Annotated in this window: 37 protein-coding genes; 8 read left to right on the forward strand and 29 right to left on the reverse strand. The window is 39.3% G+C overall.

The window, feature by feature from the left end:
• Positions 1 to 111: 111 nt before the first annotated feature.
• From EKM81_RS02225 to EKM81_RS02340, 27 genes are all read right to left on the reverse strand, one after another.
• Complete coding sequence (locus EKM81_RS02225) at positions 112 to 738, reverse strand: RusA family crossover junction endodeoxyribonuclease (RefSeq protein ID WP_225420150.1); 627 nt, start codon at positions 736 to 738, stop codon at positions 112 to 114.
• A gap of 95 nt (positions 739 to 833) precedes the next feature.
• Positions 834 to 1070 carry a hypothetical protein gene (locus tag EKM81_RS02230; protein ID WP_125598155.1) on the reverse strand — a complete coding sequence of 79 codons (237 nt, stop codon included), beginning with the start codon at positions 1068 to 1070 and terminating at the stop codon, positions 834 to 836.
• Positions 1070 to 1333, reverse strand: coding sequence for a hypothetical protein (locus EKM81_RS02235; RefSeq protein ID WP_125598153.1), 264 nt, complete (start codon positions 1331 to 1333; stop codon positions 1070 to 1072). Before EKM81_RS02235 ends, EKM81_RS02230 begins: the two co-directional genes overlap by 1 nt.
• A gap of 11 nt (positions 1334 to 1344) precedes the next feature.
• A complete protein-coding gene (locus EKM81_RS02240) occupies positions 1345 to 1671 on the reverse strand; it encodes a hypothetical protein (RefSeq protein ID WP_125647794.1) in 327 nt (108 codons plus the stop codon).
• Positions 1643 to 2068 (reverse strand): YopX family protein, encoded by a 426-nt coding sequence (locus tag EKM81_RS02245; RefSeq protein WP_125647797.1) that lies wholly within the window; start codon positions 2066 to 2068, stop codon positions 1643 to 1645. The genes EKM81_RS02240 and EKM81_RS02245 overlap by 29 nt, the downstream gene beginning before the upstream one ends.
• Before the next feature lie 176 nt (positions 2069 to 2244).
• Entirely contained in the window at positions 2245 to 2583 is a 339-nt protein-coding gene (locus EKM81_RS02250; RefSeq protein ID WP_125647800.1) for a hypothetical protein, read from the reverse strand.
• Positions 2584 to 2697: 114 nt separating this feature from the next.
• Positions 2698 to 2871, reverse strand: a complete 174-nt coding sequence (locus EKM81_RS11095) for a hypothetical protein (RefSeq protein WP_164509175.1) — start codon at positions 2869 to 2871, stop codon at positions 2698 to 2700.
• Complete coding sequence (locus EKM81_RS02255) at positions 2871 to 3137, reverse strand: hypothetical protein (protein ID WP_125647803.1); 267 nt, start codon at positions 3135 to 3137, stop codon at positions 2871 to 2873. The genes EKM81_RS11095 and EKM81_RS02255 overlap by 1 nt, the downstream gene beginning before the upstream one ends.
• The gene (locus EKM81_RS11100) at positions 3138 to 3332 is read right to left on the reverse strand and encodes a hypothetical protein (protein ID WP_164509176.1); all 195 of its coding nucleotides are present in this window, start codon (positions 3330 to 3332) and stop codon (positions 3138 to 3140) included.
• A gap of 94 nt (positions 3333 to 3426) precedes the next feature.
• Positions 3427 to 3663: a crAss001_48 related protein gene (locus EKM81_RS02260; RefSeq protein ID WP_125647806.1), complete on the reverse strand. Its 237-nt coding sequence runs from the start codon at positions 3661 to 3663 to the stop codon at positions 3427 to 3429.
• The gene (locus EKM81_RS02265) at positions 3664 to 3870 is read right to left on the reverse strand and encodes a hypothetical protein (protein WP_125647810.1); all 207 of its coding nucleotides are present in this window, start codon (positions 3868 to 3870) and stop codon (positions 3664 to 3666) included.
• Between the two features lie 198 nt (positions 3871 to 4068).
• Entirely contained in the window at positions 4069 to 4419 is a 351-nt protein-coding gene (locus EKM81_RS02270; protein WP_125647811.1) for a hypothetical protein, read from the reverse strand.
• A gap of 307 nt (positions 4420 to 4726) precedes the next feature.
• Positions 4727 to 5191 carry a DUF1064 domain-containing protein gene (locus EKM81_RS02275; protein ID WP_125647814.1) on the reverse strand — a complete coding sequence of 155 codons (465 nt, stop codon included), beginning with the start codon at positions 5189 to 5191 and terminating at the stop codon, positions 4727 to 4729.
• The gene (locus EKM81_RS02280; protein ID WP_125647817.1) at positions 5188 to 5451 is read right to left on the reverse strand and encodes an ASCH/PUA domain-containing protein; all 264 of its coding nucleotides are present in this window, start codon (positions 5449 to 5451) and stop codon (positions 5188 to 5190) included. Before EKM81_RS02280 ends, EKM81_RS02275 begins: the two co-directional genes overlap by 4 nt.
• 85 nt (positions 5452 to 5536) lie before the next feature.
• Positions 5537 to 5800: a hypothetical protein gene (locus EKM81_RS02285; protein ID WP_125647820.1), complete on the reverse strand. Its 264-nt coding sequence runs from the start codon at positions 5798 to 5800 to the stop codon at positions 5537 to 5539.
• Positions 5801 to 5812: 12 nt separating this feature from the next.
• Positions 5813 to 6304: a hypothetical protein gene (locus EKM81_RS02290; protein ID WP_125647823.1), complete on the reverse strand. Its 492-nt coding sequence runs from the start codon at positions 6302 to 6304 to the stop codon at positions 5813 to 5815.
• A gap of 87 nt (positions 6305 to 6391) precedes the next feature.
• Entirely contained in the window at positions 6392 to 7327 is a 936-nt protein-coding gene (locus tag EKM81_RS02295; RefSeq protein ID WP_125647826.1) for a DnaD domain protein, read from the reverse strand.
• 14 nt (positions 7328 to 7341) lie between these two features.
• On the reverse strand, positions 7342 to 8172 hold the full coding sequence (locus tag EKM81_RS02300; RefSeq protein WP_225420151.1) for a PD-(D/E)XK nuclease-like domain-containing protein: 831 nt from the start codon (positions 8170 to 8172) through the stop codon (positions 7342 to 7344).
• Positions 8126 to 8953, reverse strand: a complete 828-nt coding sequence (locus EKM81_RS02305) for a hypothetical protein (protein ID WP_225420152.1) — start codon at positions 8951 to 8953, stop codon at positions 8126 to 8128. Before EKM81_RS02305 ends, EKM81_RS02300 begins: the two co-directional genes overlap by 47 nt.
• A gap of 101 nt (positions 8954 to 9054) precedes the next feature.
• The gene (locus EKM81_RS02310) at positions 9055 to 9432 is read right to left on the reverse strand and encodes a hypothetical protein (protein WP_125647829.1); all 378 of its coding nucleotides are present in this window, start codon (positions 9430 to 9432) and stop codon (positions 9055 to 9057) included.
• 43 nt (positions 9433 to 9475) lie between these two features.
• Positions 9476 to 9679: a hypothetical protein gene (locus EKM81_RS02315; RefSeq protein ID WP_125647832.1), complete on the reverse strand. Its 204-nt coding sequence runs from the start codon at positions 9677 to 9679 to the stop codon at positions 9476 to 9478.
• A complete protein-coding gene (locus tag EKM81_RS02320) occupies positions 9660 to 9917 on the reverse strand; it encodes a hypothetical protein (RefSeq protein ID WP_125647835.1) in 258 nt (85 codons plus the stop codon). The genes EKM81_RS02315 and EKM81_RS02320 overlap by 20 nt, the downstream gene beginning before the upstream one ends.
• Positions 9918 to 10057: 140 nt before the next feature.
• The gene (locus EKM81_RS02325; RefSeq protein WP_125598131.1) at positions 10058 to 10354 is read right to left on the reverse strand and encodes a DNA-binding protein; all 297 of its coding nucleotides are present in this window, start codon (positions 10352 to 10354) and stop codon (positions 10058 to 10060) included.
• A complete protein-coding gene (locus EKM81_RS02330) occupies positions 10345 to 10833 on the reverse strand; it encodes a hypothetical protein (protein WP_125647838.1) in 489 nt (162 codons plus the stop codon). The genes EKM81_RS02325 and EKM81_RS02330 overlap by 10 nt, the downstream gene beginning before the upstream one ends.
• Before the next feature lie 69 nt (positions 10834 to 10902).
• Positions 10903 to 11064, reverse strand: coding sequence for a hypothetical protein (locus EKM81_RS11105; protein WP_164509177.1), 162 nt, complete (start codon positions 11062 to 11064; stop codon positions 10903 to 10905).
• Positions 11065 to 11367: 303 nt separating this feature from the next.
• Positions 11368 to 11607, reverse strand: coding sequence for a hypothetical protein (locus tag EKM81_RS02335; RefSeq protein ID WP_125647841.1), 240 nt, complete (start codon positions 11605 to 11607; stop codon positions 11368 to 11370).
• A gap of 21 nt (positions 11608 to 11628) precedes the next feature.
• The gene (locus tag EKM81_RS02340; RefSeq protein ID WP_125647844.1) at positions 11629 to 11844 is read right to left on the reverse strand and encodes a helix-turn-helix domain-containing protein; all 216 of its coding nucleotides are present in this window, start codon (positions 11842 to 11844) and stop codon (positions 11629 to 11631) included.
• A gap of 155 nt (positions 11845 to 11999) precedes the next feature.
• Here EKM81_RS02340 and EKM81_RS02345 point away from each other — a divergent pair, with 155 nt between their 5' ends.
• The gene (locus tag EKM81_RS02345; RefSeq protein ID WP_125648084.1) at positions 12000 to 12236 is read left to right on the forward strand and encodes a helix-turn-helix domain-containing protein; all 237 of its coding nucleotides are present in this window, start codon (positions 12000 to 12002) and stop codon (positions 12234 to 12236) included.
• On the forward strand, positions 12233 to 12889 hold the full coding sequence (locus EKM81_RS02350) for a hypothetical protein (RefSeq protein ID WP_125647847.1): 657 nt from the start codon (positions 12233 to 12235) through the stop codon (positions 12887 to 12889). The genes EKM81_RS02345 and EKM81_RS02350 overlap by 4 nt, the downstream gene beginning before the upstream one ends.
• A gap of 51 nt (positions 12890 to 12940) precedes the next feature.
• Here EKM81_RS02350 and EKM81_RS02355 read toward each other — a convergent pair whose 3' ends face one another.
• Complete coding sequence (locus EKM81_RS02355) at positions 12941 to 13144, reverse strand: helix-turn-helix transcriptional regulator (RefSeq protein WP_125647850.1); 204 nt, start codon at positions 13142 to 13144, stop codon at positions 12941 to 12943.
• A 140-nt stretch (positions 13145 to 13284) separates the two neighbouring features.
• Here EKM81_RS02355 and EKM81_RS02360 point away from each other — a divergent pair, with 140 nt between their 5' ends.
• The 5 genes from EKM81_RS02360 to EKM81_RS02380 all read left to right on the forward strand — a co-directional run bounded on the left by EKM81_RS02360 (position 13285) and on the right by EKM81_RS02380 (position 16818).
• On the forward strand, positions 13285 to 13620 hold the full coding sequence (locus tag EKM81_RS02360; RefSeq protein ID WP_125647853.1) for a helix-turn-helix domain-containing protein: 336 nt from the start codon (positions 13285 to 13287) through the stop codon (positions 13618 to 13620).
• Between the two features lie 4 nt (positions 13621 to 13624).
• Positions 13625 to 14029 carry an ImmA/IrrE family metallo-endopeptidase gene (locus EKM81_RS02365; protein ID WP_125647856.1) on the forward strand — a complete coding sequence of 135 codons (405 nt, stop codon included), beginning with the start codon at positions 13625 to 13627 and terminating at the stop codon, positions 14027 to 14029.
• A 13-nt stretch (positions 14030 to 14042) separates the two neighbouring features.
• Entirely contained in the window at positions 14043 to 15161 is a 1119-nt protein-coding gene (locus EKM81_RS02370) for a restriction endonuclease (RefSeq protein WP_125647859.1), read from the forward strand.
• A 20-nt stretch (positions 15162 to 15181) separates the two neighbouring features.
• The gene (locus EKM81_RS02375; protein WP_125647862.1) at positions 15182 to 15667 is read left to right on the forward strand and encodes an SHOCT domain-containing protein; all 486 of its coding nucleotides are present in this window, start codon (positions 15182 to 15184) and stop codon (positions 15665 to 15667) included.
• Between the two features lie 110 nt (positions 15668 to 15777).
• Positions 15778 to 16818, forward strand: a complete 1041-nt coding sequence (locus tag EKM81_RS02380; RefSeq protein ID WP_125647865.1) for an LPXTG cell wall anchor domain-containing protein — start codon at positions 15778 to 15780, stop codon at positions 16816 to 16818.
• Between the two features lie 168 nt (positions 16819 to 16986).
• On the opposite strand, the gene EKM81_RS11110 is transcribed toward EKM81_RS02380, so the two are convergent.
• Complete coding sequence (locus EKM81_RS11110) at positions 16987 to 17199, reverse strand: hypothetical protein (RefSeq protein WP_164509178.1); 213 nt, start codon at positions 17197 to 17199, stop codon at positions 16987 to 16989.
• Between EKM81_RS11110 and EKM81_RS02385 the strand changes: the two genes are divergently transcribed.
• Positions 17198 to 17494: a hypothetical protein gene (locus EKM81_RS02385; RefSeq protein WP_164509179.1), complete on the forward strand. Its 297-nt coding sequence runs from the start codon at positions 17198 to 17200 to the stop codon at positions 17492 to 17494. The genes EKM81_RS11110 and EKM81_RS02385 overlap by 2 nt on opposite strands.
• Positions 17495 to 17563 lie beyond the last annotated feature (69 nt).

Raw genomic sequence — 17563 nt, forward strand, 5'->3', positions numbered from 1 at the left:
ATTGTTAATGCACGAACGACATTATCTTTGAACTTAAACAATTGAGTTTGATCGGGCGTTCTAATCATTTCCATCGTTATTCCTCCATTCTAATTAGTTATACCAGTGCCGTTATACTTGACTAATGGTCATTTCGATTCGTGGGTTCTCTGAATAGTATTTACCGATGAAACCTTCAACAATTTGTGCGTCGTCTTTCCAAACAATCTTGGACAATGGATCGGTTACCGCTTTAAAATAATTATCAATGTCACCTTTGACAATAGGACGCACAATCCCCTGTTCTTTTAACCGTCGCTGCTTATTGTTGGTACTTGCTTGAATCGAGCGATAGACCTTTACGTCACACCGCAATTGACCTTCTAACGGTTTATCTTTGTATTGATGGTAGGCTTGGTATTTGATAAGTTGCTTATACTTTCTGCTATCTACTGGATCATAAACAATTATTTTTCCTTTCACAATTGTGGTCCGAGGTCTCCCTTGAGGAACTGGCTCACCCAGAAAGGTTAGTTGAACTTTTCTGTTATAGGTTGGCTTTGAAATATCTTTCTCCAGCCAATCAATGAACTTCGGAATATTATTCTTTGCAATTAATAATGATTGTTTTGCCATACCATGAACGCTGGCAGAATCGTAGACTTCTAGCAACACATCACCACCCGCAATACGTTGTGCACTAAATCTATCGGTTGATGAACCACTGTGCGGCATATCTAAATTTACTTCTCCAAGCATTAATACATACACTCCTCTAACCTGTTAATTTAAGTCGCTCTTAGCATAAATCCGGTCAAGTTTTTCGATGATACTTATTCTTGAACCATAGCAGATCACTCATCATGATGATCATCTGGTTCTAACGGGTCCCAACCATTTTCAAGGGCATACCTGAATTTCAAAATAGCTGCATCCCCGTATTCCTGGTAATAAGCGTAAAGTTCTTCGCATATCTCGCCTTCTGAGATATCTCTGATGACCTGGTTAATGTCATCTTCTGGATAGTAAAGGTCCAGTGCGTCGCCGACTTTTTTAGACAGTTTAATGTGTTTTGGATGTCTAAATTCCATTAGTTTGCCTCCTGGCTAAGTTTTTCAGAAGCCGCAAACTTCACATTTTCCGGTGGTGTTTGCATATCTGATATTGCTAATCCGAATAGTACATCTGCTGCCGACGTGTCTTCGGTACGACTGCTCGCGGCTATCTTCCGAGCCAGTGTAACGATTACGAAAGATATGTCTGTATCCGATGCATTACGAATCTTTGCGGATACTTGTTTGCGCGAACCCTGTGTCGTAACTAATAATTCAAATGTTGCTTTATGATCTTTCATGTTAAAACTCCTTAATCGCCGGTCATAATCAACGGCGCATTTTCTAATTGTGCTAATAAATCTTCAATTTTAGTTGCGTGATTTGGTGATAGCTGCATGACAAACTTATTAGCCGGCTCAACCGGGTAAGCAGGTAAAGCTCTTGGGTCATCCTCGCTCGAGTAACCCCACCAATGTCCATATAGCTCATCAGATTGTGTATATTTCTTAGGCAACAAGCTAAAAAGCACGACATACCTGTCATCTTCACGGACAATCCATTCATAACCTTGATGTTTCAATTCTTTAAGCTGCTCAACGAATTGATTTTTATCCTTGGGATTCATTGTCAGTTGCATTAGACTTCGCCTCCAGTAGCTCTGGGTTCTCGTGCACGTTGCCAATAACTTCACAGTTCATAAATTCTTCACCCAAATCATAGAAAAGGTCATCACCAGAAATTTCAAATTTAGCTTCGTCAAAGATAACTCTGAATACGGGGTCTTCCAAATCATCAGTTAATCTAACTAAATCGCCTTCATAAATATCTTTGCCATTCACGTCTGTCAGGCCGGTATATTGTTCGACAACATACTGATCACTATTCAAGAAATCGTCAAAGCACTCTTCGTCATAGTCAGCATTCTCACCATTTTCATACTTAACCCAGCCACTCAGTGTGTCATATGCTCCCTGCACGTCATATAAGTAACACTCTTGCCCCTTATCCCACGCTCTGAACTTAATCTCTCTCATAACTTAGCCCTCCAATAACTTCCAAATAATAATAAATACAATCGCTAACAATATTCCCAGCGCAACAAGGGGCAACCAGTCTCTGAAAAATAACGTTGTGATCAGTATTATTACCGCAATTAATGCTGCTAACTTCTCAAACACGTTCTATCTCACCGCCTACACCAGCGAATAAATCAAGAAATTTCATAATTCTTACGCTCCTCCAGATACTGCGTAATGTTGTTCGTGCGAACTTCTTCATACATAATGCCAAGTTTTCTGGCTTTAGCTCTGACTTTGTCGCGAGTAGAGTACCTCGGCAATCCAAGTACGTCGTCAACTTCTTGCAATCTTCGATACGGTTTGCCATCAAGAAGACAGTAATCTCTCCATGCCTCAAGGCCGTGCTTTAGTCTAAAATTTAAGATTCTTTTGGCACCAACATGTAAACATCGGCCTATTGCAAAATCTGCCAACTTCATGTTGTAATACTTCATGCACTCGTCATAATCAATTTCCGGTAATAGCCCCAATTTAAACGCTCCTATGCTATAATGTTTTTGTTGAGAACATCCCTAGGAGCTACCATTGGTGGCTCTTTTTTTACCGCACCCCCGAATCCTTTGTTAACACTATCGCTTGCCAGCTCATTTCTCCGCCTCGGCGTACTTTTGTGAACACCATGGGATAACACCAGCCCATTTGCAAATCTCACTAACTGCGAGATCATCAACGTTAATCCCAGCCAATGTTGTGTGGCCATCATTACATTCTGCCCAAACTTTGCCTGTTTTTTTATTTACTGCGCCGCCTGCTTGCATTAATCTGCCTCACTTTCTGATTTATCTGTCCAATCGCCACGCTTGATTTTTTCTGACCAGACACTATGACCGATGATGCTTATATAACACTCATTGAGCTTTTCAGCACGATGGCAATATTTATCCAGTTGCAACATAAGATTAGGAATTATTTGTTGAGGTATGTGGTCATCTGCAATCAGCAGTTTTAATTTACAAATCTTTGTATCTAATTCCCAATAATAATCATAGATTTGTTTTGCTATGTTTTCGCTATCAACACGCATTTAATCTGCCTCCACAAGTTTATAGTTATCGTCTAATCGATATAACACGTGACGATACTGATTCTTACGGTCAAACATAAAATTAGGTTTCATAATTTGGTTAGCGTCGTATGAATAAGTGACAATTACGTCTTCATTAGGTATTGTGTCGGATTGATTAAACGTCTTGGCCAGCGTGTCTGCCACCCTATTCATTTGTTCTCGCGTATGCAGTTGACCATCTTCGAGATACGTACCGATAATCTGTGCTTTCTCTGTACAACGCCGGCCGCTTTCATGGACTATAATGTTAATTTTCATTGTATTCACCTAATAGATCGCTGATACGTGATCGTAATATATAAGCATAGCTTCTCATTGATGAAGATTGCGCTGCTAATAAGTCTAATTGCAATTGACTACAATCACGAAAAGATTTTTCCATAGCAGTTTGTGACATCCAATAACTATTTAGACGATTTAATTTGTCGTTTAACTCGCCAAGTTCATTGTTTAATTTTTTAATTAACTCTTCGTTAGTTTTCATTTACTCTTCCTCCCAGCCATTGATCCAAGCGTGCAATAAATTTATCACTTGCGCATCACGATCAGACTTAACATCGCGATTGCAATAAGCTGTGCTAATAATGGCTTCCCAATTACATATTTCTTGGTAGTATTCATCAAAGCTATATGCGCTGCATTTGTAAAAATCTAACTCTTCACCAACTGCTTTAGGTAGCTTAGTCTTCATCAGCTTGTACCTCAACTTTGTAATCATTTAAGTCAATATTCTTAATCCAGAAATCCTTGTTGTATTTGTCAATTTATTCCTTATCCCCATACCACGTCGTGGCCTGCGAAAGTTTTGACGTCTGAGTCAGTCCACCCCATACTGGCTTGCACAGATATTTGCCGCTAGGCATACGGATAACCTTTATTTCTATTCGTTTCATTTCTCCGCCTCCAGTTTCGCAATTTCTCCATGTTCCACATTGCTTGATAAGCTTTTGACTAATTCACGATAACTTTCAACTCGTACTTGCTTTAACGATTCATTATTCTCGTACCTTGAAGTCATCTGCTCCAACAATTCGCCATCTTTGTAATATGCAATTCCACGCTTTTCAACAGCAATACCTATGTGTCGATTTGTGCTTTCTGGAGACACGACCCAGAAATTCTCAGGGCAAAACCATATTTCAAATTTAATATTGCCACTATGGTCAAACGTTGCACGTAAGATTGAATTGTCACCAATAACGTGAAATGGGGTATGTGGATTGACTTCATCACGTTTCATATTTCTTCCTCCAATTTTCTACCGCACATTGGGCAATAGTTGATTACACGTATTTGATACAAATCACTAGGACGATCGTTGTAGTAATCCCAGATAACAGTATTTATCAGTTCATCACCAATAATGTTTAATGTACCGTTTGATACTTCCATAAGTGCTAAGTTATCTTGGCAGTACTTACATTTCATCGTCTATTCCTCCAATAATTCAGGGTTTTGGTACTTATTACCCAATCAGCCACTACCGGTTCCATCGTTCCTTCTGCTGGAAACCATTCACGCGCTTTTAATTTCATTAGGCAATCCTCCTAATAGTTAGTGGCTTCCAGCCAGCTGTAGTTAAAATCTTTTTTAATCAATGGTTGTTTCTCGTTGAGCGGTTTGGTGACACACTGGGCAATTGTCTTAAAATCGTTAGCTCTAACCACGACTGCCTCAACAGGAATTCCATATCTTGCCGCAAATAACCGAAATCTTAGTTTGGCAGATGCATCGATTCCATAGACAGTCAAACTGTTTTTGACATCGTAAACGTGCTTAATTTTGCCCTCATTATCATAGATCACGAAGTCAGGCGTATATCTCGCTGATCCAATCTTTGCTTGTTCGATTGGCGTCATTGCAACCAGCTCATAGGCTGGATGAACGTCGAATTTATAACCTGAATCCTTAACAAACTTCGAGTAAAACAAGTATTCCTTTTGAGAATCAAACTTGTATCCATCAAAGCTCACTTTGATTCCTCTTTTGTTTAATGCCGTTGGTGCCTTCATTTTCTCAGTCCCATCACTACATAATTATCTTTCTGCGCATAATCAGTGATATAACCAACCGATCGAGTAACCTTGCGACCAGTATATTTGCCGTTATCCCATTCTTCTAAGATTAAGATGTCTCCGACCTTATAATTTCGGTCGTTCTTTCTGATTTCAAAGTTCTTGCCGTTGTGCAAAACGTCATCGAAGTATTGGGGCAATATCTTTAGCTCGTGAGTAGCAGCGCTTCTGCTTGGCAAAATTGATGGTCTAATCATCTTTCTTAGCCTCCTTTGACAAATTAACTCTTTTAATCATTTGATTCATTGATTTACCCATAGATTTGACACTTTCGGCGGCCTCCTAGAATGGTAGATCATCATCGCTGATGTCGATTGGTTCCCAACCATCCCTCATGGCATACTTCAGACGTTCAATGCCAGCATCACCATAATCACGATAATATGATCTGATCTCCTCAGAAACTGTACCTTGCATGATGTCCTTAATTACAAAAATGATAGTTGCTTCTGGATAGTACAGGTCAAGTTCATCGCCAACCTTTTTTGGCAACTTAATATGTTTCGAATTTGGAACAAAAGCTGCGAACCTTGTCTTAACTTTCATTTTGAAAACTCCTTACTTTGTATTACTAATCACCGTAAATTTACTACGTCGATCAGCGTAAACTGCTTGATTAATTTCATTCTCATCCCACTCAGGAATTATTTCTGCATCGTAAGTAACAACAAGATTGACAAAATCATATTTAATTTCTTTAATGCCGGTAATTACAATACAGCAGTCCGATCCTGGTTGGTCTTTATCAGAAGCCATGCGAATTGTGCCAGCCTTGAACAACTCTTCTTTAGAATCAAAACTACTAACGTTCTCATAACTGTACGACTTAGTAAACGGCTGTTCTTTTTCAAAATTATAGGTGTGGTCATCTGTACCAACATATTGAGCAATGAATTCACACTTGGTTGATGGACCTGATTCATACATGCTCCAGTTCACATTAATAATTTTAGTAACGACTGCTTTTTTGCCTTTGTACTCAATTACTTCTCCAACGCGCATGCTTGAGTTGAAGCCATTACGCACTGCGTATAATATCTCAGTTGCCAACGTTATCTCACCCCGCTATTGCATTGACTATTCGTTCATTTGCCAACAATAATCTTTCGAGGGCGCGAACTAAAGATTTGATAATCGTCAATATTTATATTTAGAACCATTTAATTTAGCCTCCTGCTCTGCCCGTGTCTTGGCCACTCTCGCTAGCTTGGCCTGTATTTCCTCACTAGAAACAGCCTGCTCGCTTGGTTGCTTTTCAGTACCGTCACCAGCCTCTTTCATCCAGCTCGGGACGACACCTTTGACTTGGTTGCGCCCATAGAACTGGTGACCAGCCGATCTATCCCGCTGCTTAGCTTTGACTTCGTTCTCATGCGCTTTATCAAGAGCGGCGACATCAGCAAACGACTTAACGTTAGCGTTAGACCAATTGTTAACGATTCCGGCCAAATATCCGAAGGCACCTTTACGCTCGATACCGGCTGTAGCCACTCGGGTGATTGCTTCGCACATCAAATCATTGCCAAGCTTATTAGTCCATTCCTCAAGCTTTTGCAATTGAATCTGATTAATCGAAATGTAATTCTTTTGCCAAAGGATGATTGGCGAATCATTTTGACCCGTCTGCTGCTCATCATCATGATGTTTAGTAATAGTCAAGTTAGAGTCAGTATTAGTAAGTACTTTGGAGCTACCAGTTGAGCTACTCTCTGGGCTACCAGTTGAGCTACTAGTTACCGTACTAGTTGAGCTACTTTTTGACGTTTTAGTAGCCCAACTAGTATCGTAAAACTGGATAATTCTGTATTTCGGTTTCTGTTTATTTCTTTTTCCTGGTACGTATTCGATGAGGTCTAATTGGACCAATTCATTTCTGGCTTTTTTTAGACCCGCTTCTGATAACCCAGTAAGATCAATGAGTGCAGAATTCTTTAAGGTAAACAGTTTATCTAGCACACCTTCATCGTTCGCGTAGTCCAATAACTCGCGATACAGATTATTTTGGCCTGTTGAGATATCTATTTGGTCCCGTTTCAGCTTTCTGAACGCCCGTCTTTGTTTGAAGTAGTCCAATATTTCGCCACCTTTTAGTTGTTGATTGCAATATTTGTCGCTTGAGAAACTGACATCATGTTTTGTCCAAGCTGGTGTTCTTTACACCAGTCGCACTTATGACACCAAGTTGGCGCAACTTCGCCATGGATTACTTTTAAAACTCTCGGTAGTGTCCGTTGCACATAAGCATCCTCAAGTTCCATTAGGTCTGGATCTTTATAAATCTCGTATCCCTGTATACCAACTGGATCAGTCTTTGATACAGCGAAGATGATTGGGTCAAATTTCTTTTTGTATTGCTGCTCAAGCAAATGCTTGTAGATCGACATCTGCATGATATATCCGTATTCTTGCAGCCACAGAACCTTGCCACCATATCGCTTTGACCAAAACACACGATTCAGGTCGGCGGAAGTTTTTAAATCAATAAATCTACCATTCTCAACATCTAGGCAATCAATCTTGCCTTTCCATCTTGTACCAAATAAATCGCCGGTGACGATTGCTTCTTTTTTACCTTGATAAAGCCAATTAAAAAATTCACTGTTCTTTAGCCGTTCAATCATCTTATCAGCTAGTTTATATTCGCTCCGCAGTGAGCCGCTCCTTGTCGTGATCAAATCTTTTTTAGATTCAATAAAAGTAGCGTGTGATTCCGGTGATTCAAAATAGCTATGAACATAATTGCCGACAATCAGCGGAGTGGCATTCTCGTCTGCAAGTTTGTTGCTCTTGAGCTTATCAAGAGCAGATGCCTCACATTTCATAAAATCCTTAAACAGACTGACTGACATATACTGCCAATCTGTGTCAGCATCATAGTAATTTTGGCTGTTCAGCTGAATCAGATTGCTTGTCGGCATTATTAGCACCTACCTTAGCTTTGGCCGTTTTAGTAGTTTTCTTATCTTTTTCGAATTCAGAAGCTAATTCGTTCTGTTTTGGCTGTTCATTAGTGGGGCTCTCTGGTTTAAACCATTCTTCAACTTTTGAGGCACCATCTTTTAGGCTGGTAAAAATAGAGATTAATTTTGCATAATTGCTTTCTGAGAATTCACTTGTTGGATAGCCAAAGTAAACTTCAATTTGTGTTTGGGTGACATCAAATTTATCTTTAAATCCTGTGAAGGCATTGGCCAATCGATCTTTTAATGGTTTAGTATTGTCACCCGCCAAAGTTTTCTGGCATTCATTAACTGCTTCTTCGACAATATCTCCCGGAATAATGCTAAGAATGCAGGCGCGGACACGCCGTGATGCTTGATTAGCGATTAATTCGTAAATATCTCTTGGGTCAGTCAGATGTTTAGCGCCACGCTTTGTTTGAATATGATGTGGCACTTGGAAAATGCGTTCTTGGCGTGTATTTGTTTCAACATCCCATGCATAAGCCATAGCGGTTGATGATTCTTCGTCTTGATCTAATTCTTTAAATCCAAATGCAATGTTGCCCCAGTTTTGAGCTAAAACTTCTGCCAATCTGATAGATGGCCCAGTTACATTTTGGCCGCCCCTTGGATAGGAATAAGTTGCTGAGTTTGCTAATGAAGGCCGTTTGCAAGCATCAATAATTCTGTTTTCAGCTTGATAGGTGTTTCTTGGAAATTGCTTGGCCATAAAAATTTGGCCTTTAACCTCTTCCATTTCACGACTAGCGTTACTAACTTCCATTGCTCCCTGTGCCGTTGTGGTATTGCTCATCACTTGGTGCTGCTGAAATTGTTGCTGAATATCATTTGTCATAATTAGTCCTCCACAATTTCTCTAAATTGAATATTTACGTATCTTTCAAAAAAATCTAAATCGGATTGAGTTTCATCATTTTTGATAAACCAGCCGCAAGTCATCATGTCATCAATGACAGACGATGTATCAAACTCACTATATTGTTTGATAAACTCCGGCTTGTCATATTCGTACTTGGTTGAATCTAGCCATGACAATATTTGATCTGGTTCATCCAAAATTAAAATTGTGATGCCTTGGTACTGGTCCCAGACACCGATATATTGTTCCTCGGGCTGTATCAATCTGCCATCCCAATCAACAATCAGTTCATCGCGATCATGGGGCAAGCTATCATATGTGATAGCTCCGCCTAAAATCATCCCATTTTCTAACATTGTTAAAACCTCCAATTTCGGCTATAATGAAGTTACTCAAATTTCATATGCCCTTTATATGATTGCCTTGTCTGGTTGCCGCCGGATGAGGCTTTTTTTGTTCTGCTTTCCGCTTGCTAATCAAGGTTGCCAGTTTTGTTTCTAGCTCCCTGATTACCCTTAATTCTGATTTACGGTGATAGTTCTTTGCCTGACCTCTAATCAAGTTCAAGGCTTCGGTCATGCCCTCAATGTTTGCTTGCATCATATTCACCTCTGACCCAAACTGCAGCACTTACTGGAATTGGATAAGCTACATCAATATTCCAAGATGAGTTCCAACTGTTATTGCGGACATGCCTCATATCGGCGTCCAGGGCCTGCGCTAGCGGTCTGAGCTTTTCACGTGCTTCTTTATTAGTATTTACAAAGCCCATGGTTAAGCTGACTAAGGCGCCATCTCGCATCAAGTTGATAACTTCCTGCTCCGTTCTGTTTAATTCCATCTGATCACTCCCAATCGAATATGGCCTTCAAAGCCTTTTTGAATGTTCCAGTCTTGCCCCACTCGTAAGCTATTCCAACGATGGTAGTAAGCCCAATCAAAATTAAGATTCCTGATACCTGCTGCAAAAAACTCATGCAATCAATACCTTTCCTGATTTTCATCCAGCCACGAATTAACCTGGTCCAGTTCAAAACGCCATTGCTTCCCTGTTTTCCCAACTGACGTGTGTGGCATTCCGGCCGCAACATAAGCTATGATTGTTTCACGGCTCATGCCCTTAACTTGACTAAGCTTGGGAGTTGATAGCAACTTTTGACTAACAGGGGTTTTTGTATTTAAGGCAGCAACTACTTTTGATACAAGCTCGTCCATGGCACTATCTTTAAATGTTTCAACTAACAATTTTGCTGAATCCTTATCAATTGTTATTTCCATTTGATCACCTCCTGAATACCCCAGTCATCAGTAATTTGTAAAACTAATTCAACTTCTGCCGTGACCTCCTGCAGATATTCGTCACAGTAACGTTTCATTTCCTCACGATCAGCACTGGTTCTCTGGTCAACCGGCTTACTGTTTAATTCGGTAAAACGATTATCGAGGGCACGTCGCTCGCTTTCCTCTTTTTTCTGGGAAAAGAACCACGCATATGAATCATCTTTGGCCTTGGTAATCTTCGGTAGTACCATGCCACTTTCAAGCAAACAGGCGCCAATCATGAATCTTGCATCTCGCATTGCCTTAATAACCTTAAAAAGCTGATTTTCAGGAATACCCCGTGACGACCAATTCGTTACCGCACTTGCGTGTTTAAATCCTAAGTCTGCTGCGATATCTCCGCGGACCATGTCGTTTGCCTTGAGTCGCCGGTCAAACAAAGACAGGACTTGTTGCTCTGACTGTGTTAAATACATATATACTCACCTCCAATAACTAATTCGCATAATGTAAAACACACTGAAATTCAAGGTACAATTCATTTATCAGCAATAAGTGGCATTGATTTCGTCTGCCTCATTACTCTCGCAATTGTTGAGCAGCTTCCAATTTGCTTCGACTACTTGAATTGATTTTGACTCCCAATGACTTCTTGGTACATCTGGGCGCCATTGAATCATGTCATCAATCATTTCTTCTCTTGTCATTTAGTTCATCTCCTAACTTTGCACTTTGAAAACAACATATATCTTCACTTCACTGATATAATTTCTTATAGAAAGTGAGGTGATAAATAATGGGACAGATAACTACAGTTCAAATCACATGTGGTCAATGCGGTCATAAATTCGTCCTGAACACGAGTACATGGCCTTCTACAATTCAATGTCCATATTGTCTAGAGACAATGGCTGAAGACATGATTCCAAGTGTAAAAGAAGCTTGGGGAACTGTTTCAGACCTTAATATGGATTTTGTAAAGTATCATTCCGATCGTGGTGAGCCTCAATTTAGCGTCGATCTAGTAGCTGAACAAGTTCACTTTCCACACGAGTAAACTTCATTACTGATTCAAGTTGTCGAGGCCGAAGATTGTATTTGGTCTCGATTTTCTTAATATCAGCAACGATATCTTCTAATTTGTTAGGGCAAACATTTTCTTTGTTGAAGTTGTATGTGTTTTCCAATCGAGTCAGTAGACCAGGAAAACTAACTTTAACGGGTTCATTGAATTCGTTTTTATCTGTCATTTGATCACCTCCCTAATTCCATTAATGGTTTGCTGCTTGCTTGCTTTCGAATTTTAAGAGTTTATCAGTTGAAACATTTAAAGCTTTCGCAAGGCTTACTAAGGTTCTACCTGTCGGATCAGTTCCTCGCTCAATTGCACTAATTGTGGTTTGCAGTACCCCACTCTTAATAGACAATTCAGTTTGAGACATTCCTTGCTGCTGACGAAGCATTTTCAGCGATTCTCCTGTATTCATTGATTCACCTCCACTGTTAGCAAAACTTTGCTAACTGCTATAAATATATAATAGCAAAGTTTTGCTAAATGTCAACAAAGTTTTGCTACTTTTATACTTTCTTTTTCTCCTACTGATAAACTGTATCTAACAATACTTTGCTAGGAGCTTATATGATGAAAACTGATTCTGAACTCATTGCCGAACGACTGTTAAAAATCATTGATGAAAGAAACCTAACGATAAATCGAGTGGCAACATTATCCGATATGGGCCAGTCATCCGTGAATGCAATATTTCGTGGTGCAAGCGCAAGTCCTAAGATCGTTACGCTGCGAAAGATTGCTCGAGGCTTAGACATGTCGTTACTAGAATTATTGGATTTTCCACCCTACAACGAGGTCGAGAAGTGAAAGAAGTAATTGATTGGATTGTGAATCAGGTTTTGACTCAATGGATTGCAATTGTTACCGCAGTTGCTAGCCTCATTATTTGGAAGAAGGATCATTCGAAATTACTCGTAGAACCCGATAAAGTAGCACAGCCGATTGCTGGTATTCTTTTAGACGATGGCCGGACAATTCGTAACGAAGAACACAGCATGCAGCACATAACAATGTGGTTAATTAACACATCGGCGAATGATATTGGCTTTTATGATTTACGAGTAGCACTAAGCCAAGGCGAAGCCGATTACTATACGTTTGCTAAATTCACTTATTACAACAAGTTGAAGGGTACCAGGCCAGAAGCGCTAATCCCTTTTACAGAAGATGGCGAATCCAGTGCGCTACTCGCAATAGCATTGCCACAGGCCAACTATGGGACCGTACCAGCACACGGCTTTGTACAGCTGGATTTGATTTTTCACGCAGATAAACCAGACGATAATGGCGTGGTCCTGATGAAACTCGCGTTACCTCATAGTTTGATGGGATGTTTGCGCCATTCACGATTCGCCCCGAAATGGCTGCATCCAAAGGTAGGGTACGTATATTCTGAGACCGAAGAAACTGCTCGGTCTTTTCAGGTGAAAGAAGTACGTACTCTGGATCGTCCAGATTAATTTCTTTGAATTTATTTTCTTCCTTACTCATTTAGTTCACCTCTCTAATTTTCACTCTACGTGGTTATCTTGGCTAAAAAAAAGATAGTCAACAGATTTTCCATAGAACTGTGAGAACTTTTCCATTGTTTCTTTAGATGCGTTTTTTTGATTTGTTTCAAGTTTGGTTATTGTTGAGTAGCTTACTCCAATGAGTTTAGCCGCCTCTGCCTGCGTTAAGCCAATCTTTTTACGTTCGATACTTAGGCTGCTCATCTTGGCGCCTCCTTTCACTCTACGTGAATAATATATACCCACTAGGAGTGAAAGTCAACACTTATAGTGAAAATTCTTATAAAACGTTTACTTTCACTCTTAGTGGGAATAGACTAATAATTATTACAAGGAGTGATAACGTGACTAAGGGACAACGGATTGCCGAGCTAAGAAAAAGAAAAAAACTCAGCCAAAATGAGTTATCAAAGATATTACATGTCAGTCCCAGCACGGTAGGAATGTGGGAAACTGATCAGCGTGCTATTAAAGATGCAGACTTGGTTCAGATAGCAGACTTTTTTGGCGTAACAACCGATTACTTATTGGGTCGTAGAACTGACTTGGGAGATCTACCGGTTGCCGCACATATTGCGGATGGTATGGATGGATTGTCTAATGAAGAGCGTAAAGAGATTGAGGATTACATAGAATTCAAGAAAGCTCAATTCAAAAAGCGTTCCGAAAAAAAGGACTGATTTTTTGAACAAAATTGAGGATTTGATGTCACGATTCCCTGATATTAGATTTGAATTCGAGCCAATGCCCGGCAAATTGTGTGGATTAAACATTGGCAATCAAATTACGATAAATGAATGCCTTTCCTACGAAGAACAATACCAATGGTTAACAGAGGAACTTGGCCACTACTATACTTCAGTTGGAGATATAAGCGACTACTCAGTAACAGATAATCAAAAACAAGAATATCGTGCCAGAAAATGGGGATATCAGTATCTCTTAAATGAAGGCGACATCGAAAAATTACTGACCAAGTATCATGAAACAGACTACGAAATTGCAGAGGATTTAGGGATTCAGGTTCCTTTTTTACATGAAATCGGATTTTCATATGGACTTGATTATAAACATGCATTTGATTATTGACTACTAAAGTGAGATGAGATCAATCGTAAAGAAAATACTTTATCGTTCTCTACTGGCGCTAAATATCATTGCAGAATTGTTAGCTGTACTGTTCGCAATTGGAGACAACGCCAGTATCAGTTCTTTAATTGCAAATTTTGTTTTGCTGATTCTTCTATTTGGGTCTTTTCAATTAAATGGAATCAACATTTTTAGGAATATTCAAGACCGACAGGCCGAAATAGAGAAGCACAAGACGGACATCAGCTTAATTGATGTTGAAAAGAAAAAGTACGAGCTTGGACAAATAGAAGATAAGAAAGAAAAGCTCCTCACTGATATTTCCAATATTAAATCCGACATCGGTAATCTCAAGCAAGAACAAGACGTTAAAAAAATTGAACTGGCAAAGGCCCAAGATGAATATCGGTCAAAATTAGACCTTCAAACTACGGAACTTAAAAATCTAAACGATAATATTGCTTCAGCAAAAAAAGAGAGTGCAAATGAGCTTTCTGATAAGGAAAACAAAAGTAGTCAATTACTCGATGAAATTTCCGCTTTGCATGATCAGCTAGTAGATTCCTCTAATAGTCTAAAAGAACTAATGGATTCACGCCAAAAGGTTTATAGCAATCTCGAAGAAATTAAGGATGAATTGAAGCGGTCGAAAAAGCAGCTCGAATTTGCACGACAAATTATTTTTAGTAACGAGCTTAATAATTTGCGAAATATGGACGGGTTTGAATTTGAACATTTTGTAGCCCACTTGCTGCCCTACTCGGGTTATTTTGATGTTGTAAGAACGCAGAATAGTGGTGATCAAGGAATTGACGTCACTGCCAAGGACAAATATGGTACATACGGTATTCAATGTAAACTTTATTCAAACTATGTAGGAAACGAAGCAGTTCAGGAAGTAATTGCTGGCACAATATTCTATAAACTTGATTTTGGTGTGGTAATAACTAATAGTAACTTCACACCGTCAGCAAGAAAGCTAGCTGGTGCAAGTAATGTCGAATTATGGGGAATGCCAGAGTTAGAAGAATTATTAAATAATGCTGTTTGTCATCCCGATTATACACCGTTCTTCAACGGAATTATTCTTGATTCAAATTATCAGTCAATGACTGTTGATCTAAATAATTAAAATAAAAAAGGAGTTTTAAAATGAAAGTAGAAATTAAAGTTCCGGAACATGTAATAGTAGAAACTACTGATACTGGAATAATTATCGATCGTAAGGGATTACGCTCATTAGGTAATCGCGGTTCGACCGGTACTCAAACAATTCCCTACTCTTCAATCATTTCTGTAGACTTCAAGAAAGCCACCGGTCCTGCAGGTATCATGGGTGGCCACATTGACTTTGTCACCGCCGCAGGAAATGCTTCAACCCCTGGTTTCGGTGCATTGATGGGTGCAGGCAGCGACTACAACAAGGCAAATGCTGTTGTTTTTCGTAAATTTAATGATGAGATGGAACAAATTAAAGATATTGTTGAATCACACATGGGTCAACAACCAGTATCAAATCCAACAACTCAGGTTACAAGCGAAGCTGACGAATTGGCAAAATTTAAAAAACTCCTCGATGATGGCGTTCTAACTCAAGAAGAATTCGATGCCAAGAAGAAACAAATTCTAGGCCTTTAGTAAATTCACTCCAAACGATAAATGAAAAAGCCACCGCAGGCACGGTGACTCTCCTAATATATTATGAACAAATATATTATATCAGAATATCTGATTTGGAGGAATGGGTAATGAAAAGAAATGCACTTTTATTTAGTGCTGCTGTTTTAGGGTTACTTGCATTTGGTGCTGTTTCTAATAGCGACAATGTGAGTGCAGCAACTTATTTTGGCAAAACTACCGAGGTAGCGAATCCGGTAGAAGGTGACACTTGGTTCCGCAACGTTGGCGATGGTAATGATACTTTATCGTTTACGAATGGTGCGTGGACAGTTGCACTTTCTACTTCCGCCCGACGAGTCGCAGCCCTGGAAAAATATAAAACTGAAGTATACGAACCAAGTGTGAAGGCAAATGAAGATGCTCGAAATCTGAGCCAGACTTATTTAAATCAGGCTATCGCTGATCCAGAACATTTTTCCGCAACTCCTGAAGCAGACGTTGAATATGTTTTAGTAATTGGAAACAATGCTGGTAACTATAGAATTCCCAAAGTTGAAATTCCTGCAGTTGCTGAATTTCCTCCACTAGCATTTGTTAGTGCGGAGTTACCTGTTATGCTTCCGGTAATTGGAGGCACTGAGACCCCTACCGAGCCTGAGAAACCAGCTGAGCCCACTTATTATTACATTACAGTACATTTTGACGTACCAGCTGTAAATCAGCACGCTACAAAAAGATATGAAGTAAAAGCTGGGGAAACTCTAGATATCTCAACAGATATTCCAACCACTACTGTTACATCTGATCAGACAATATTTGAAAATGTGAACGCGGACAAGGAAGTTACGGTAACTCTTAACCCAAAGAAAACTCCAAGTCCCGACGAGGGCTTACCTGAAGATCAAAAACCAACTGAAGATAAAGGAACCCAAAAAGATACAACAATTACCAATGTCAAAAAGACACCTGTTGACAAAGTTAATCAGCAAGCACTGAAAACTAACACGGTCGAAAAAACAAATGACCAGAAAAATAAAGTTGCTGCTAACAAAGAAACACTTCCACAGGCTGGAGAAAAGAAAAGCAGCTTCCTATCGGCTATTGGTTTGGCACTTGCTTCATTAACTGGTTTCAATTTTTTAATGAAACGTAAACCCACAAATAAATAATGCTCTACACCCTATTCGGTTTAAGCTGGGTTCGACTCCCAGCTGGGGCTTTCAATGAATTATTAAAAGAAGGCCAACAATTACGAACATTTCAGATATTACAGATTTGCTTAAGGCAATTGCCGGCGTTATAGTAGCTTTTCCTCTAATTGCTTTAAAAAACTCAATTCATTTAGATGCTTTCACCGCTAAATAAACAGGTAAAGGAGTATCTACAAATAATATTTCAAATGTAATTGATCTGATATACACTATCATCGTATCGATACTTGTTCTTGTGTTGCTGGTGTTTTCTTTTTTTATTCTACCAAAATTATCCTTGATAAATAAAATCAAGTTTGTATCAACGATTATTTTATTATGTGCTGCCCTTGGGGCCATGATACGAAATTTAAGCAGAGATAAGATGGACAGTTGTTATACACTAATTGATCATCATGTTTTTGAAGTGATTAAGAAAATTGACAACTCTTATATTGTTCGGCTGGTTGACTTTAATAATCAGTATGGTGATCAAAAAAAAGAGAGCATAACAGTTTTAGTTGACGCAAGCAAGGTTGACCCGAAATATATGATTACCACGAGTAATCTAACACCACAAGAAATTATGAATAGTTTTAGAAAGATAGAGAATGACACTTACGTAGAAGCAAAATTTCCTCATACCGACGATTAACCGAATTCGCCCATAAATAGATTCTTAAAAGATTATATTGCATTGAAGGGAGGTGAACATTATAGAAGC

It is taken from the genome of Lapidilactobacillus gannanensis (assembly GCF_003946675.1).
Lineage (GTDB): Bacteria > Bacillota > Bacilli > Lactobacillales > Lactobacillaceae > Lapidilactobacillus > Lapidilactobacillus gannanensis.